13 protein-coding genes and 1 pseudogene are annotated in these 17,835 nt (G+C 34.1%); 1 reads left to right on the top strand and 13 read right to left on the bottom strand.

Annotated features, from left to right (window positions below; genetic code table 11):
* Positions 1-81 precede the first annotated feature (81 nt).
* A complete protein-coding gene (locus ACPWTF_RS16440) occupies positions 82-1,488 on the top strand; it encodes a DUF4403 family protein (protein ID WP_427872184.1) in 1,407 nt (468 codons plus the stop codon).
* Between the two features lie 23 nt (positions 1,489-1,511).
* On the opposite strand, the gene ACPWTF_RS16435 is transcribed toward ACPWTF_RS16440, so the two are convergent.
* The 13 genes and pseudogenes from ACPWTF_RS16435 to sprA all read right to left on the bottom strand — a co-directional run bounded on the left by ACPWTF_RS16435 (position 1,512) and on the right by sprA (position 17,821).
* Complete coding sequence (locus tag ACPWTF_RS16435) at positions 1,512-1,775, bottom strand: hypothetical protein (RefSeq protein WP_427872183.1); 264 nt, start codon at positions 1,773-1,775, stop codon at positions 1,512-1,514.
* Positions 1,765-2,307 (bottom strand): DUF420 domain-containing protein, encoded by a 543-nt coding sequence (locus ACPWTF_RS16430; protein WP_427872182.1) that lies wholly within the window; start codon positions 2,305-2,307, stop codon positions 1,765-1,767. The genes ACPWTF_RS16435 and ACPWTF_RS16430 overlap by 11 nt, the downstream gene beginning before the upstream one ends.
* A gap of 2 nt (positions 2,308-2,309) precedes the next feature.
* On the bottom strand, positions 2,310-2,996 hold the full coding sequence (locus ACPWTF_RS16425) for an SCO family protein (protein ID WP_095927905.1): 687 nt from the start codon (positions 2,994-2,996) through the stop codon (positions 2,310-2,312).
* Between the two features lie 13 nt (positions 2,997-3,009).
* Positions 3,010-3,651, bottom strand: a complete 642-nt coding sequence (locus tag ACPWTF_RS16420) for a hypothetical protein (RefSeq protein WP_320492727.1) — start codon at positions 3,649-3,651, stop codon at positions 3,010-3,012.
* A 79-nt stretch (positions 3,652-3,730) separates the two neighbouring features.
* Positions 3,731-4,081 (bottom strand): cytochrome C oxidase subunit IV family protein, encoded by a 351-nt coding sequence (locus ACPWTF_RS16415; RefSeq protein ID WP_095927907.1) that lies wholly within the window; start codon positions 4,079-4,081, stop codon positions 3,731-3,733.
* A 19-nt stretch (positions 4,082-4,100) separates the two neighbouring features.
* Positions 4,101-5,084: a cytochrome c oxidase subunit 3 gene (locus ACPWTF_RS16410; protein ID WP_095927908.1), complete on the bottom strand. Its 984-nt coding sequence runs from the start codon at positions 5,082-5,084 to the stop codon at positions 4,101-4,103.
* 42 nt (positions 5,085-5,126) lie between these two features.
* Positions 5,127-5,714, bottom strand: coding sequence for a cytochrome c oxidase subunit 3 (locus tag ACPWTF_RS16405; protein WP_379796103.1), 588 nt, complete (start codon positions 5,712-5,714; stop codon positions 5,127-5,129).
* 5 nt (positions 5,715-5,719) lie between these two features.
* Positions 5,720-6,622, bottom strand: a complete 903-nt coding sequence (gene cyoE, locus ACPWTF_RS16400) for a heme o synthase (protein ID WP_427872181.1) — start codon at positions 6,620-6,622, stop codon at positions 5,720-5,722.
* Positions 6,623-6,779: 157 nt separating this feature from the next.
* A complete protein-coding gene (locus ACPWTF_RS16395) occupies positions 6,780-8,903 on the bottom strand; it encodes an energy transducer TonB (RefSeq protein ID WP_427872180.1) in 2,124 nt (707 codons plus the stop codon).
* A gap of 19 nt (positions 8,904-8,922) precedes the next feature.
* Positions 8,923-9,665, bottom strand: a pseudogene (deoC, locus tag ACPWTF_RS16390) (deoxyribose-phosphate aldolase).
* A gap of 113 nt (positions 9,666-9,778) precedes the next feature.
* Positions 9,779-10,162 carry a VanZ family protein gene (locus ACPWTF_RS16385; RefSeq protein ID WP_427872179.1) on the bottom strand — a complete coding sequence of 128 codons (384 nt, stop codon included), beginning with the start codon at positions 10,160-10,162 and terminating at the stop codon, positions 9,779-9,781.
* Positions 10,155-10,535 carry a glycine cleavage system protein GcvH gene (gene gcvH, locus ACPWTF_RS16380; RefSeq protein WP_095927914.1) on the bottom strand — a complete coding sequence of 127 codons (381 nt, stop codon included), beginning with the start codon at positions 10,533-10,535 and terminating at the stop codon, positions 10,155-10,157. Before gcvH ends, ACPWTF_RS16385 begins: the two co-directional genes overlap by 8 nt.
* A gap of 86 nt (positions 10,536-10,621) precedes the next feature.
* Positions 10,622-17,821 carry a cell surface protein SprA gene (gene sprA / locus ACPWTF_RS16375; protein WP_427872178.1) on the bottom strand — a complete coding sequence of 2,400 codons (7,200 nt, stop codon included), beginning with the start codon at positions 17,819-17,821 and terminating at the stop codon, positions 10,622-10,624.
* Positions 17,822-17,835: the final 14 nt, after the last annotated feature.

The raw sequence follows: 17,835 nt of genomic DNA, 5'->3' as shown, positions 1-17,835 counted from the left end.
CCTTTTTTAGTTATTGTTACACTTTTTTCAGAAAATATGATTGTTTTTGTAATTTTACCTTGTCTAAAAATTCATACTAAAATGAAGCTTACTTCTATTATTACAATGTTTTCGGTGCTTGCCGTATTAACAAGCTGTTCTTCAACTTCAAAATTAGAAACATTAAAACCTGAACCCGATGATGCCAGCCCGCTAGTTTATGACAGCAGTCCATCCTTTATCAACCTTCCGATTACGATCAAATTAAGTGATATCGAAAATCAGACAAACACGCTCCTTAACGGATTGATTTATGAGGATAATAACATCGAAGATGATGATATCGAAATGAAAATCTGGAAACAGGCTCCGATCAAAATTCAAAATGATCCATCAAATCCGAATAAAAGAATTAGAACGATTTTACCGCTTAAAGCGAATATCAAATATCGAATCGGAACAAAAAAAATGGGGATAGAGCTGTACGACGTTAGAGAATTTAACCTAAACGGAGTGATAACTTTATCTAGCGAAACCACTCTTACCAATTGGAAACTAACAACAAAAACAGAGTTCAAGTCTCTTAATTGGAACGAAAGCCCAACAATGACCATATTTGGTAAAAATATGCCGATTACTTATTTAATAAATCCAGCTATTTCTATTTTTAAAACCCAACTGGAAAAGGAAATTGATGGAGCAATTGAAAAATCAATGGATTTTAAACCAAACGTTCTTCAGGCTGTTGAAAAAATTTCTACTCCTTTTCAAATGAGTGATACCTATGAAAGCTGGCTGCGAATTGTTCCAATTGAAATTTACTCTACAAATGCAAAACTGAAAAACGATTCTTTCTTGCTCGATATGGGAATGAAATGCAATATGGAAACCATCGTTGGAAAACAGCCAGAATCAAAATATAATGCTAGCAAAATTGCTCTAAAACCTGTTGCTAAAATCCCAAATCAGATTTCTGCTAATATTGCAGCCATTTCGAGTTATGTAGATGCATCAAAGATTATGACCAAGAATTTTGCAGGTCAGGAGTTTGGTTCTGGAAGCAAAAAAGTAACCGTAAAAAATGTTTCTATTTGGCATAAAGACGGAAAAATGGTCATTGCTTTAGACATTTTAGGCTCTATAAACGGAACCATTTATTTAAATGGATTTCCTTCATACAACGCACAAACTAAAGAGATTTATTTTGAAAAACTAGATTACGTCTTAGACACCAAAAGCAAACTGATGCGTACAGCAAACTGGCTCGCGCAAGGTTATATTCTTAGAAAAATGGAAGAAAGCTGCCGTTATTCTATTCAACCGAATTTGGAAGAAGGCAAAAAAAGTATGGCGGGTTACTTAAAGAACTATTCGCCGATGCCTGGAGTATTTGTTAACGGAAAAATGGAAGACATTCAGTTTGATAAAATACAGTTAACCAATCAAGCCATTATAGCGTTCATCAAAATAAACGGAACGGTTAATGTTTCGGTTAACGGATTGAAATAAAAACAAAAAAAAGCAGTGTAAATTTACACTGCTTTTTTCTTTTTAGAATACATTCGATAAATCAAGTATCCAATTATCAATACAAGTAAATAAGGAATTACCATCAAGTAAACAATTCCATCATTTACAGCTTCAGCCTTTTTGATATTAGAATCTCCTCCTAAAGCCGCACGGCACATTGCACATTGCGCATTAGCAGAAATTCCAACAAGGAAAAAACAAACTCCAAAAAACAGCGCTTGAAATTTGAATTTCACGATTTGAATATTATTTTTTTTAGTGTACATAATATGGAGAAATCATTAAGTAAACCACCACTCCCGTTACTGCTACATATAACCAAAGCGGGAAAGTGATTTTAGCTATTTTTCTATGTCTGTCAAAACGTTTTGCAAGCGCTCTTACATAAGTTATTAAAACAAGCGGAATAATAGCAATTGACAATAAAATATGCGTTACAAGAATAAAGAAATACACATAACGCAATACTCCTTCTCCTCCGTATTTTGTAGAATCTGAAGTCATATGATACGCTACATACATAACCAAAAATGCAACCGACAATGCAATAGCAAAAGTCATTAATCTTTCGTGTAATTTTTGATTTCCTTTCTTAATTGCCATAACAGCCAAAATTAGCACAACCGCAGTAATACCATTTGTAGTTGCATAAATTGGAGGTAAAAACGATAAAGGCTCCACATTGAAACCAAAATCTTTTAATTTAACACCAAATAAAATTGCCACGACAACTGGAATTACAATTGAAACCACAATAATGAACTTGTTATATTTTTTCTCTAAAGTATTATCTTCCATTTTTATTCTTCTAATAAAATTTTAATGTCTTGCTGAATATCTCTAACTCCTTTTTTGTCTAAACCGTCGTAATAAATACTCGGATTTCCGAATTCATCTTTTCTGCATCGAATGTTTCCGTCTTTGTCAATTAAAGCAAACAAACCAGAATGCTCAAATCCGCCGCTTACTTTATCATTTTCTCCTGCATAAAGATTAAATCCTTTATTAGACAAATCCATAATTACGTTTCTGTCTCCAGTTAAGAAATTCCAGTTTGAAGATTTCACACCTAACAATTTAGCATGGTCTTTTAAAACTTGTGGAGTATCGTGTTTCGGATCGATTGTAATAGAAACAATTCCAAAATTAGGATTCCCAAAAAAAGTCTTTTCAATCTCTAGCATGCTCATGTTCATCTTTGGACAGATAGAAGGACAAGTTGTAAAGAAGAATTCCAAAACATAAACTTTTCCTTTATACGTTTCATTCGAAATTTTCACATTGTCTTGATTGGTCAATTCGAATTTTGGAGCCGGACCAATTGTCAAAAGCTTCGCATCTTTTGAAGTTTTAACCCCAACATTATCCAAACGGTTTCCTTTTACAACGTCACCGTTTTTAACTCGATCGACAATTTTAGGAATGGCATAAATCCCGAAAATTAGAATCACAAAAGAGATTCCGATATATGATTTGTTTTTAAACATTATAAATGATTTTTTAAAGTTGCTTTGTAGCGTTATGATTCTTCTTTAAAGCTGCGCGATATTCGTAAAGAATAATCTTGAAGTCATCAAGCATTTCATTACTCAACTCAGACGGATGAAAAGTATCATAACCTTCTTTGTATTCTTTCTGATCTTTTCTTCCTCTCAGATTGCGTTCTTTATCGACAATATACACATTAGAAGTTCCAAGGTTTTCATTCAGTTTTTCTTTTAAATGCAGTCCGTCATAAAATTTCTGGATCTCTTCTTTTGAAGCAAAAACAAAATTCCAATTCTTAACATCTGTAAAAGGAGATAAAGCATCAACAATTTTTTGAGCTTCTTTTTCAGTTCCTATAGGACACAACACTACAAACTGAAGATCTTCAAAACCGTTATAACGTTTGTAGATCTTTTCATTTAGATTAAAATAATTACCTCTATTTTCTAGAATATTTGTACCAGCAAAACCTAGCACGGTAATCTTTTTATCAAGGGAGATTTTTTTTCCGTTTAATGAATTCCAATTTCCAAAATCGGCCACTTTTGGTGTTATTACAGGAAGTGTTGTAAAACTATTTACACCTGAAGCGAAAAACAAATACGCTACAATTGGCAATACAAAAAGTACAAAGAGAACTATATTTTTTTTCATTGTATAAACGGAGAATTATTGAGGTACAAAAATAAAAAAAGCTCCGTAAATCGGAGCTTCTTTTCGAATTAATATCATGTTAAAAATTCCATTTAATAGTAGAATCTTTAAAAACCCCATAAATATAATGTCCTTCTGTCAATAGAATAAACAATAAATATAAAACTAGGAAGATAACAGGAGAAACTACAGACCATCTAAGGCTGCTTTTTTCACCTTCCATGTGCATAAATGCCCATACAATATAGTATGCTTTGAAAATTGTAAGGATATAGAAAATCCAGTTTAACAAATTCAAACCAATAAAATGAGTAAATTCTAATGATGCAGGTTTGTAGATACCCAAAATAACTTCAACTGTAGTTACTACTGAAAGTAATGCGAAAACAAACCAGATTCTTTTTGTATTTGATACGTGCTCGTGTGACATAATAATTAAATGCTAAAAATTAAACTAGGTAGAAAACTGTAAATACAAATACCCAAACTAAATCTACGAAGTGCCAGTATAAACCAACTTTTTCTACCATTTCGTAGCTTCTTCTCTTCTCGTAAGTACCTAATAATACATTAAAGAAAATAATGATATTGATAATAACTCCAGAGAATACGTGGAATCCGTGGAAACCTGTAATAAAGAAGAAGAAATCAGCAAATAATTTATTACCGTACTCATTTCTGATCAAGTTAGCACCTTCTACTACATACTTAGCTGTTGCTAAATGTTTTTCAGATTCTTCTCTTGACAAGATTGTCTTTTTCTTTTTATCTGTAAGTTTTTCTGTTCTGATTAAAACTTCAGGGTGCGCTTTAAAACCAGCCTGAACTTCAGCAACTGTGTAAGTTGGAAGAGACTGAGCGTCTTCCATAAACCAAGTTGAGTGGCTTCTTGTTAAAGCTTCTCTTTGTTCTGGCAATTTAACAGCAAAATCAGCTAAAGCTACTCTTTTACCATCTTTATCCACAAACTGAAGTAAACTACCTCCAGCAGTTTCAACTGCACCATATTCTCCTTTAATGAAGTTTTTCCATTCCCAAGCTTGAGAACCAACGAAAATTAAACCTCCAATAATAGTTAAGAACATGTAAACAGCAACTTTTGTCTTTTTCAATTGGTGTCCTGCATCAACAGCTAATACCATTGTTACAGAAGAAAAGATCAAAATAAAAGTCATTAATGCTACATAATACATTGGAGCCGCAACACCATGCATAAATGGGAAGTGAGTGAACACTTCATCAGCCAAAGGCCAAGTTTCAATAAATTTGAATCTAGAAAAACCATAAGCTCCTAGAAATCCAGAGAATGTTAAGGCATCTGATACGATAAAAAACCACATCATCATTTTACCATAACTTGCTCCTAAAGGCTCATTGTGACCGCCTCCCCAAGTTTTTTCGTCGTTGTTTGCAGTAGTAACTGTCGCTCCCATAAAAGATATTCGTTAAAAAGTTCCCAAATTTACGTTTTTTTCTTATTTAAAGAAATATAAAAATAAAAATAAATATACCCATAATAAATCCAAAAAGTGCCAATACATCGCACCTAGCTCTATCCCAAGAGTTTGAGTCGAATTGTATTTTTGTTTAAAATGATTATAAATTATAATTAAAAGTGAAATTAATCCGCCAGCTAAGTGTAACAAGTGTGTAACTGTTACCACATAAAGAAAAGTTGTAGTAATTGAACTACCTTCTCCAGTAAAGTAATACCCTTCTGAAACGATTTGCCCAAATCCTTTGAATTGTAATACCACAAATAAAATCCCTAAAGCTAAAGTTCCAAGAAGCAATCCTGTAACCGCACTTCTATTGTCTTTTTGAATGGCTTTTTTTGCCAAGTAAAAAGTAACACTGCAGGCAATAATTACTGCTGTACTCCAATAGAAAGCTGAAGGAAGTTCAAAATTCTTCAACCAGTCTGCTCTTGATTTACTAACTACAAATGCACTTGTTAAACCAGCAAACATCATGGTCATACTAACCATCGCGAAAAGCAGAATCAGTTTTGCCGATTTTGATTTCCTTGCTTGCTCTTCATTTGTTTTCAATGTCATTTCCATAACAACTATCTTAAAAATTTATCTACTATAAATACAATTTGCAAAAGCGAGATATAAGAAACACTCACTAGCATTAATGTTCTCGCTGCCTTTGCAGTTCTTAACTTATACAAACGAACCGCATAAAAAAGCATCCAAATCCCTAAAAGAAACACTAAAACTGCCGCAATTGGAGAAATAAACAACTGCCCCGTAAAACCTAACATAGGTAATAACGATGCTATAATAAGCCAAATTGTATACAATATTATCTGTAATGCTGTTCCTTTATCTTTTTTACCTGTCGGAAGCATAAAAATTCCTGCTTTCTCATAGTCTTCATATAAAAACCATCCAATAGACCAAAAATGCGGGAACTGCCAAAAAAATTGAATTAAGAATAAAGTCCCTGCCTCGATGCCAAATTCGCCAGTTGCTGCTACCCAACCCAACATAAACGGAATCGCTCCTGGAAATGCTCCAACAAAAACAGACAACGAAGTTACTGTTTTTAATGGTGTATAAACACTTGTATACAGAAATATAGAAATCGCAGCAAACATTGCTGACTTTGCATTTATCGTATAAAGAAGCGCAATACCAATAATAGTAAGCAAACTTGCTACTAATAAAGCGACTTTAGGAGACATACGTCCTGAAGGAACTGGACGGTTTTTGGTACGATCCATTAAAGAATCGATATCTTTTTCTATTACTTGATTAAAAGCATTCGAAGCTCCAACCATGCAATAACCTCCAACTGCCAAAACAGCCAAAACACTCCATTTGAAGGGATGCTCAGAATCTACTCCTAATAAATATCCAGCGATTGAAGAGAACAATACACTAATAGCTAAACCAGCTTTAGTAATCTCTTTAAAATCCAGAAATATTGATTTGATTGATAATGTATTTTTTGCAGCGTTCAATACCGTTGTATTTTGTGTATTTTTTTTGAGTGGTGCAAATGTACAAATTAGATTGTAGAATTTAAGCCTATAAAAATAGATTTTTTTCAATAAAACCTTTGCAAATTAAGATCTCAGCATTCTTTAACACTATTATTTCGAAAAATCTTATTAAAAACTAGTAATCAAAATACCAATTAAAAATATCTGAACGTAATCCGATACTAAACCAAGTCGTACTTTGTTTAAAAGTTGCTGCCGTTTCTTGAGTCGGATCAAAATTTCTATAGATCAAATTTCCAAATAATTTCAAGTTTGTCATTGGATTAATTAAATATCCTCCTTGAACATCTGCAATAAAAACACTAGTTTTATTTCCTTGCCCGATTTTCACACCCGTATCATACGGACGTTTTACATCGTAACTTTTATAAATATTTCCTCCGTAGTTATATGAGTCTGCTGCGGTATCAAAATCCAAACCTCTAGTTCCAACAGTCAATTTTGCATCGGCAAGCCAACGCCCTTTGTGGTATCTCGCAATTGCAATAAGTTCTTTAAAATTACCACCCCATTGATGTCCTACACTCTGATTGTTGTGTCCGTAGTTTGTAATAACAGCACTATGCGAGTACACATAAGGACGTACACTGTTCAATTCTACCTGTAACAAAAGATCTTTTACATTAAATGCGTTGAAATATTTTGCTCCAAATTGAAATCCGAATTTATTTTTCCAGCTTTGATTTCCCGCTCCAACATCTGAAACAGAAAATTCATCAATCAAGAACTGCGAATACAGATTTATGCTATTATTCCATTTGTATTTACCCGTAATCCCCAAAAGTGCATTTCCACTTTTAGATGAAGATCCAAATTCTACTGCACGGTAAAAAATAATCGGATTAACAAAATTAGCATCAAAACCTCTGTTGTTGGTGTCTGTCCAAACTACAGATTCAAAAAATCCTAAGTTTACTCTATTCGAAACGTTCCAGCTTAAATAATGGTTCGCCATAAATTTTGTTGCATACGTCTTTTCGGCTGTTACTTCTGGACGAACATCTTTCATCCACATATACGTATTGGTATATTTAATTTTCCAAAATTTAGTATTGATTTTAAAGTACGGGTACGGACTTGCTCCATCGCTTTCCAATAAAGAGCGATAACCATCACCTATGAAATTTCTTCCATAACCCAATTGAAAATCAAATATTTTTCCTGGTGCGAAAGTGATATTCGCTTCCGCTAAAGGAAAATCATAGGCATCGGTTTTGAATCTTTTTGCAATTCCAACTCCTGGAATTATTGCTGGATTTCCTCCGGATGGCTTAATAGATTCCGCATAATCGTTAAAATACCCTGCAAATCTTCCCTGACTTTCAAAAAATGTAGTCGTAAAGTTAATTTGTTTCCCTAAACCTCCTCTAAAGTTTAGCGCTCTAGTATTCACATAAGTGTAAGATGCATCAAGATCTGAAGCCTTACCCATTTGTAAATCTACAATCGGATTTAATGAAAACCAATAATCCTCTCCTTGAATCTGCACTAGATTTTCATTCCACCATTTTCTTCCCAGCCAGGTGGATGTTTTTTTCTGCAACGATTCATTGACCGCTCTTAAATTATAATATTTTGAAACCTCAGCGTAAGTATAAGGCTTAGATGCCGTGTGGTTATTAATCCCAACTTGATTCATTTCTGCATCAAACTGCGCATAATAACTATGTGAAAAAGGAATATTTAAATGGCTATCAAATTCTGGATTATTGTATTTTTTGTACACAATACTATCCAGCTCAGTCATTGGTTTTTGTGTTGGCTTTAAGATTTCTGCCGCTGCCTGAGCTTCTGCTGCAAGTTGCGATGCACTTTTTAACGGTATATCAATAGAAATCGTATATTTAGAATACGTTGGTTTTCCGTTGTAAGTTGAAGGTTTTATTTTTGGAAATGTGCTAAAAACTCTTTTTGCTTCTTCAGACAATTCTTCAGTTTCTGCAGAAACATAAATTACTTTAAATTCGCCTTCTGCATTTACCTCAAAAAGTACTTTTACCACTCCTTTATAATTGTTTTCTTTTAATTTTTGAGGGACTTGAAAATTGCCAAACACAAAATCTTGAACTTCTTTATAAAAACAATTTTCTAATTTTTTACCTTCTAAATTTTCGCAGTTAGGAAAAACTGGAAACATTTCTGCCGCAAAACCTGGCTGAACAGAAGAATTACCATTTTGCTGAGCAGAAACAATAAAGAACGAAGAAATTAAAACAAGGGACAAAAAAAACTTATTCACTTAAAATTTGGGTATTTATTTAATATTGATTTGGGGAAATTTCTCCGTTTACAATTGCTTTTGCTGCCGAAGTTCCGATACGTTTTACTCCTAAACGAATCATTTCTGCAGCTTCTTCAAATGAACGGACTCCACCAGCTGCCTTTACTGAAAGCGGCGAAGCATTTTCGAGCATCATAATTATTGCTGGAACTGTTGCTCCATTTGGAAGATCATTCTCTGTTTTATAAAAACCTGTAGAGGATTTCACAAAAACAGAATCAAAATCTTCTTCTTTAAAATTAGATACTACAACATGTTTTATTAAAGAAGATAACTGGATAATTTCTTTATCTGTTAGGCCGCAACTTCAATAATCCATTTTACTGTTTTATCATTTGCCAATCCAATCTGCGTTCCAATTAAGATTTCTTTTTTAACCAAATCGAGATCTCCATTCTTGAACGCTTCATAATTACAAACAAAATCTAAATCGTCAGCTCCATTTGCAATGGCTTCGTTTGCTTCTTTAATTTTGATTTCCAAACTTGACTTTCCTTCTGGAAAATCAATTACAGTTCCAACCAACAAAACAGAATTCGCTTCAACAATCATCTTTTTTGCCAAAGAAACATATTCTGGACGGATCATAATTAGCTTAAAACCTTCTTGAATCGCTTCCTCAATTGATTTTTTGACCACAACAGTATTTTCTGCTTCCGAAAGACCAGCTTGCGATGCAGTTTTCAAATACGTGGAGTCTAAATATTGCTTTACATTCATTTTGATTGAAGTTGCAGGAAACCAGCACAAAAGTACATTTTAAATTGAAAAAACATAGCTTTTAACTGCTTGATTTTCTTGTAATAAAAAACCCACCGAAGTGGGTTTTGAAATTATATTTTATCGATTTGACTTTTAAAAGCTATTGCAGAAAAAACTGCCACAACCGCTCCTAGTGCATTTGCTAAAACATCTGTAACATCTGAAGCTCTTGTGACTGTAAGAGCACTTTGGAGAATTTCGATTGTAATTCCAAAAAAAACAGAGAATATAAAAGAAATCAAATACGCTTTATAAGCGTCTGCATCTTTTCCTTTTAACTCTTTTTTGAAAAACAAAATCCATGAAATTGTAAATCCAAAATGAAAACAGAAATGTACAATTTTATCAATGCTTGGAAAACTAACCGCCGGTATATTACTAGAATCTGTAAGACAAAAATAAGTAATGATTCCAGAGCAGATAATTGCCCAAATTAGTAATAGTTGTTTAGGCACCGATTAATTCTTTATAAGCTTGATCAGACAATAAAGTGTCAATTTCTGAAGCATCAGCAATTTTTATTTTAATCATCCATCCAGCTCCATAAGGATCTGAATTTACAGTTTCTGGAGCACTTTCTAAGTCTTCATTAAAAGCAATGATCTCACCTGTTAATGGTAAAAATAAATCAGAAACTGTTTTTACAGCCTCAACAGTTCCAAAAACTTCATCTTTTGAAAGTGTCTGATCTAAAGTTTCTACCTCAACATACACGATATCTCCTAACTCTTTTTGTGCAAAATGAGTAATTCCTACAGTTGCAACATCTCCTTCGATGCTAACCCATTCGTGATCTTTTGTGTACTTTAAATTTGCTGGTATGCTCATAATCGTTGTGTTTGAAAATTGATTGTTTAAAATTTAAGCCACAAATGTAATAATCTTCTAATAAAATCTAGTTTAGAAACTAAAATTTAATTTCCAAAATTATAACGAAGTGTGAAACCTGATCTGATATTCGTTAAAGGGAAAGAAGTCGAAATAACTGCTTTCGAGAACGAATGATCGTAATAAAATATTGCTGTTAAGTTTTTACTAAACGCATAATCGGCCGTTAATTTTAAAGTCCAGATGTTCTGTCCCGCTGCCAGCTGATTATTATCGTAATCTAAATATCGAACTAAAGTTTCATTATTTCTATATGAAAAATCAGCTTTTATATTGATATCACTCTTAATAATTCCAGTTGGATTATCTGCCAATCTTGATGAGATAATAACATCTTTAAAACGATATCCTACTCCAACAACATATTCTATTCCTTTAACCTCTGTCAATAAATTATTATCAAAACTCATAGACAATGCACGGTCATTTTTAACTTCTGTCAATAAACGGAATGAATTTTTCAACTCAAAATCAATTCTCATCAGCGGGCTAAATTGCTCCACTAAGTTAACATTAGACATGATTGTTTTATTGAAGAAGTTCGTATTTACGTCTTGCCCTCCAGGGGTTTCCAAATAATCAAAATTTGACCTAAACTGACTTATTGTATATGATGCTCTATAATTATGTTGTAACGAAAAACGTCTAAAATGATCTTTGAAATACTTATAACGCATTAAACCATTATACTTCACATTCCAGTTTGGGATAGGGAAACTTCTAAAAATACCTGTTGAACTCTTTGAAGCATCTGCTCCTGTATATGCCGCCATAAATGAAGGCAATAATACCGCTTGATTACTCTTTGAGAAACCAATAGGATAACCTTGATTGGCAACATAAATTTTGTAATTCGGATCTGATTCATCTGGAATAGGATTATTTGCATCTCCGTATCTCGGAATTTCCCCTCCTCCATAATGCTGTTCTGCCAAACGATTTGCAATAACTAAACGATTGCTTCTAAAATCATCAAATGCCGAAGACTCCGTTTCTGTACTTGTTGAGAAAGCAGTCTTAATCAATACGGTAGAAATTGAAAACATTCCATAACTGTATGGTGACAATGCTATATACTCTCCTGTATTTTGGTCTACACTATATTGCTCTGATGAATTTTCAGAATAAGCGCGATCCATAGCCAGATCGATTTTCAAATCTGGCAATAAATCTACGTTTGCCATTACTTTCAAAAGCTTATTACTTACTTGCGTAAAGTTTTGATTAAAGTTCTGGTAACTAGTCAGCCATCCATTTTTAGCAGCTTCAAAACGTACATCATCTTGACTACCAAAAACAAATCCTAACGAAGGTTTAGAGGTTCCAAAGAAACCAACTCCTGGAATATATCCTGGTAAAACGGTTCCGCTGTTTTTTGTATAGTTGATCTGAACATTTTTAACACTTGTCAAAACTCCAATCAAACCATCATAAAAAGGATTACTGCTGGTAACTGGTTTAGCCGTATTTACAATTTTCTCTCCTGGTTTTGGCGGTGCAGCAGGTTTTGCTTTTGCTGGCTTGCCTCCTGGTGTCAAACCTAAATATTTATACAGTGTATTCATATTTAATGTCGTAGAGAAAGTATTCGAATTGGCATTTTGAACCGTATTTCCTAAATCCCAAGACACTCCACTATCATCAACGTATTGAGAAAGTGCCGTAGACGATCTTTGCCAATTGTAATCTGCCGTATAAGAATAGTTTGCTTTTATAAAACTAAATATTGGAATTTTATTAATTGGAATGTCATAGTTTAAAACCAATTGCTGTAAATGCTGATTTGGTATACCAATATCAAAATAATCATCCCAGATATTAAAATCTTCTTTTGGCGTATTATCGTCGTTCAAAAAGTTTCTTACGATATTGTTAGACGCTGCTGTGTAATTTAATTTTAACGATTTTGTCAAATTAAATCCGAAACCATATTGATAATTAAACGCAAAGTTTCTTCTGTAAAGAGGATCTAATCCAATACCTTCTACATCAACTTGTCTATATTGCTGGCGATTACTTTGCCTTAAAATATTCGTGTTAAATGAAACATTCGAAGGAAGATAATTGATATTAAAATCGCTTAGCAATTTCCAATATTCACTTGTTTTCATGAATTTGGTTTGCTTAAACGGAACTACTTCTTTAGGCTGAAAAGTATAAGCATAATTGACAGAAGTATTAGACTGCTCATCATTATAACTTTCAACTTCATAATCATGTCGCTCTACCTGATTATAAGACTGCGAGAACGTAAAGTTTTCTACATCATAAACATGCGGTTTCTGTTCTGGCGCTCTATCTTTTCTTACCCCAATAAAATTGATGCTTTTACGCTTCGTATAATCAACCGCACGAGTTCTAATATTTTCTTTTTCTGCCGGATCTGTCGTTTCTTTAATCAATTGATCTAACTTAATATCCTGATTAAACGGATCGTATTCTGGCGTAATAACTTCTTCTCCAATAGCATAATTGAATGGAAGATTAATACCCCATTTTGGCGGCAACAGCTTTCCTAAATTTATATTGGTTACAATGTTGTACTGCTGAATATCTTCACGATCTCTCTCGTTGGCTCCCTGCTCAAGAGAACCAAAACCGATCGTGCTCTTTTTACCAGAAGCCGATAATGTCATTAAATCGGCCATATTAGTATCAACATTAAGCAATGCAGCCATACCGCCTTTGTTTTCCAAATCGGACATACGAAGTTCGTTAAACCATACTTCTCCCATAATATCCTTATGGTTTGCCGCGCTTTTTACCCCGACCATTAAATTTCGCACTAAACCGAAATTCGGATTTCCTTTAATACCTAAAGTCAATTTACCATCCTGGTCACCACCGTCTACATCTGGATCTCGGTCTGGATAATAAATACCATTTATATCTCTTTTTGGCGAATTAATATCGATATTCATTCCCAAGATTTTCATTCTAGTAAGCAATGAAAGTGCTACATCAATATTATTTTCTTCAAGCCATACTTGATCTGGACTTATAGTACAACTTCCTCCAGTTCTCGTTACTTTTAATGGAATCTCAATTTGATAAAAGTTCTGCGTAAAGTCATTACCAAAACGAATAAATCCGATCATCTCATCATCTAAAAGCTGAGTTTCGTTTGGCAGAGATTCTGCATGAAGGAACATTTTCAGTTTTTTGTACTGACGCATATCAACACTTACATTTTTGAAAACTGCTCTAGAATCTTGATATTCTAATCCTGAACCTGCAATTCTCAATGCTAAAGACTGTTCGTTCTGATTGATAATTGTATTGTTGTTGTACAATTGCTCCCTTTGAACTCCTGGCGGAATAACATAGTTTACAGGACATTTAGTTCCGTTTTCCTGAATATTTACAGCTGCAACATCAAATTGAGTTCCGTCATCATCAGGGTTTGTATCATTTGCATCAAGCGTTCCTGTATACTTTCTCCATTCTCCTCTAACTAAATCTAATGCTCCAAAACGAACTGTCATTTGATCATTAAACCCAGTCATGAACATACGCATGAAACGAATAGATCTAAAATCGGTAATATTTCCAATAGTATTTTGAGGTTTCGAAACCGGAATTTTAAACTGAATCCATCTTGCATTGGTAGTACTACCATTAGGAAGATCTACATTCTGAACCTCTCTAATATCCGTAATATAATTTTCTCCAACTTGCATTCCTGGTCTTACGTCAATACTATACTCATAATACGCATTGATTGTACTCATGGTATTATCACGATTAATGTCTTCAACGTCTGGAAGAGTTGTTGAACCACGATTTGGATCATCAACGCTTACTGCAGAGTTCCCTTCTGTTCCATTGTATCTTTTATAACGCTGCAAAATGCCTCCTTCTGTATTTAAGAAGTACTTATAGTTATCTGCCGCTGGATCTTCTTCTCCTGCATAGTTGGTATAGATTGATCCCTCTTTTGCGTCTGGCAAACCATCTAAACCAACATCCTGATTTTTACGATTGTCTGGATTAGTATCAAATGCATAAATCAATGATTGAGATGCTGGTACGTCTCCCCAAATCGGCTGTGGATTTACCATAATCTGATCTGGCCCTAAACCATTTTCATATTGTTTTCTTCCGTCTTTTAGAACATCTTCTGAAACTTCTCCTAAATTGAAGTAAATTTTTCCATTATTAGTTCCTTGAGCCTGCCCCGTTCCAACATAAGGATCCAATACCCAGAACTGAATGTATTCAACATTTCCTTGTTCAAAGTTTGTAGAATTCAGCGCACGCATAATTCCACCAAAATTAGACGAAGGGCTACTTGAACTAAAATTAGGGTTATTATTGTAAGGTCCTCTATCTGATGGATAATACGTTAAGTCTAATGTATTAACAACCTGAATCTGCCCTTGTGCAATATCTGTATTTGGATAAAGCTCTCTGCTATAAATTCTTCTTGTTGAGTTTAATGATAAATCATCATTTGAAACTCCAGATGGTTTTGAAGTATAGAAAATTGGATCAATAGTATACCAAGCCAATTTTGCACGTTTAAAACCATACTCAAGCGTATTGGAGTTGGCATTAAAAGTATTGTCTGTAGCAGAAGTAATAAATGGTGTAGAAGCCAAACTCCATGCATAAGCAGATCTCATATCGATTGTGGTCTGAGTACCTTCAAAATCATCAATATAAATAGTTGCTTCGCCTTCAAAATCACTTGCCTTTGGAGCATCTGGTTTCAAAAATGCTACTTCTCCACGAATCGAAAGATTAGACGGAACGTCTGTATCTATGTTAGGCAATTTATTAGCCAATCTTGTCAAAAACGGAACTTCTGTCGCATAATTTCCATTAAAACCAAAAATGGTATTATTTACAGATTCTTGTCCGTAACTTGATTTTTGAGTGAAAGGACGCTCTGTCATTTTCAAAAATGTACCTCCAACAACAAACTTTTCAGAAATTTTATGTTCAACATTGAATCCCATAAATCTTCTTGTCTGCTGCCCAAAGATTGAATTGTTCTCCAACGAAACTTCAATAGGCGTATTAGAAGCTTGAAGCGAAGGATTTAATATCTGTACACGTCCTAATTGATAATCGACGCTATAATCAATACCCTCTACTAAAACACGTCCTGCTGCAGTTACCACAACAGACCCTTGCGGAACATTAAAGGCTCCGATAGGAATACCATTGCTTCCCGAAGATTTATATTTTCCTCTTAATAAGAATTTGTTTTTATCACTATCCTGCAATGCACCAGCCTGAGTATTCTTGTACATGTTTCTAAACACATACTTTCTCTGATTTGCATTATAAGTAGCCGGATCATCATAACTTTCTCCAGAGTTGGTATTCAATTTTCTAAATAAAAGTTCTCCAAAAGGCTCTTTAGTGGTAAAAATAATTCGGGCATTCTGCACATCAACCGTAACTCCTGGAACATAATCGAAGAATCCGTCTCCTCCCGTTTGTGGATCGTTGTTGTAATTTAAACGGTCAAGATTAAAAACATTCAATAATGGCGTTTGATCAACTTTATCGTCTGGTGCTGGATTTGCCGGAAAAGTACTTCCTGTTACTGGCGTAATATAATTTATTGGTGAAGGATCGGTATAAAGAATGTTAAGTCTAAAATCTTCTTGTTTGATTTGGTAGGCTTGAGGAATTTGATAAACGTTTTTCATCATCAAGTTCCAAACCGGATTTTGAACGTTTGTCAAACTACTTTTCAGCATTTTTAAAACCAAACTCTGTGTTACAATTGCTTGATTGGCATTGTTGTTTCCTGTAACTACAGTTGCATCTACACCATCACTACCAAACTCCCCTACTTGGTATGTTTTTCCTCCAACTGTATATTCAAACGCAACCGCTAGAATTTCGTCATTGGCCAATCGCTGCTGTAACGAGATGTAACCCAACTGTGCATTAAAAGTATATTCGTTTGTAGTTAATTTTCTAGCATTTTCCAGAACAGAATAATCAGTTCCCTCGTTTACGTTGGTATTATTAAATCCAGATTTTGCTGTTACAATTTCTCTAATATTAGAGTTTAAATAACTTCCTGCTTTTCCAATTGAAGCTGGATCGTATTTGTTATTTGTATTATCTGTAGGTGAATCTATTGGGTTATTAAAGAATCCCACAGGATTTGTAATTACAACAACCTGGTTATCTGGCACACCAGAAACTTGTCCTTCCCCTAAATCCTGAAGAGCAATAACGTTTCTTAAGTTGTTACTGGTTGTTGTTACCCTATTTTGTTTATTCGTTACCCATACTTCGATTCTGGTAACTTGAACACGGCTGTCAATTAATGGATAGTTCTTAAGAGAAGAATCGTATTTATTTCTAAAGTATTGTGATAAGAAGAAATGTCGGTCATTATCATAATCTAAGGCAAACAAATCGAAGTTTTGTACGGTACCACCACCCTCTGCGACTATACTTTTGGTTTGAGACTTTTGTTCTGAGAAAACTCCCGTAACAGTTGTCTTACCAAATTGCAGTTGCGCTTTGACCCCAAATAAACTTTGAGCACCTCGAATTAAGGTACTATTTAAAGGCATACTAACGTTACCGACCTCAACTTTCTGAACAATATCGTCTTCTGAAGGCGTGTAAGCTAATTTAAATAAATTCTGAAAAGCAAATGTAGATTGCGTATCGTAGTTGGCATTTACTTCCAAACGAGTTCCAATTTTCCCCATTAAACTCATGCTGATTCTTTGATCAAAATCAAAAGTCAGGGAGGATCTGTTTCTTGGCGAAAATGACGGGTTGTCTTGTTTGGTATAACGCATACCCAAGTCCATTTCTACTGATCCTGTGGGCTTTACATCTATAGTATTACTTCCAAAAATGCTTTCGAATAAGCTCGAGTTGATGTAATATCTTGGCAATAAATCTTTTTTTGCTGCCTCAGCTCCCGCTTTTTTACCATCAATAGCATCGGATTTTTTTCTAAAATAATCTCTTCTTGCTTCTCTGAGAACTAAATCTTCGTATTCTTTTGGAGTTAGAATTAAAGGGTAATTGATGGAGAAACCATCTACCGAATTGGTATAGATATAACGATCTGTAATAGGATCGTATCTATATGCCGAAAGTACGCTCGGAGGATCTTCGAGCTCTATCTTACCTACTGAAAACTGAGTTTTAGTTGTATCTTGTGCCGCCGGTGTAACCTGTGCCCGTAAAACATTACCGCAGAGCAATACCAGCAACAAAATACAAATTTTACGCATAGAATTCTTTTATA

Source organism: Flavobacterium sp. MMS24-S5 (genome assembly GCF_050320125.1).
In the GTDB taxonomy this organism is placed as follows: domain Bacteria; phylum Bacteroidota; class Bacteroidia; order Flavobacteriales; family Flavobacteriaceae; genus Flavobacterium; species Flavobacterium tyrosinilyticum.
The sequence above is the reverse complement of the archived record's forward strand: the minus strand, read 5'-3'. Positions and strand labels throughout refer to the sequence as shown.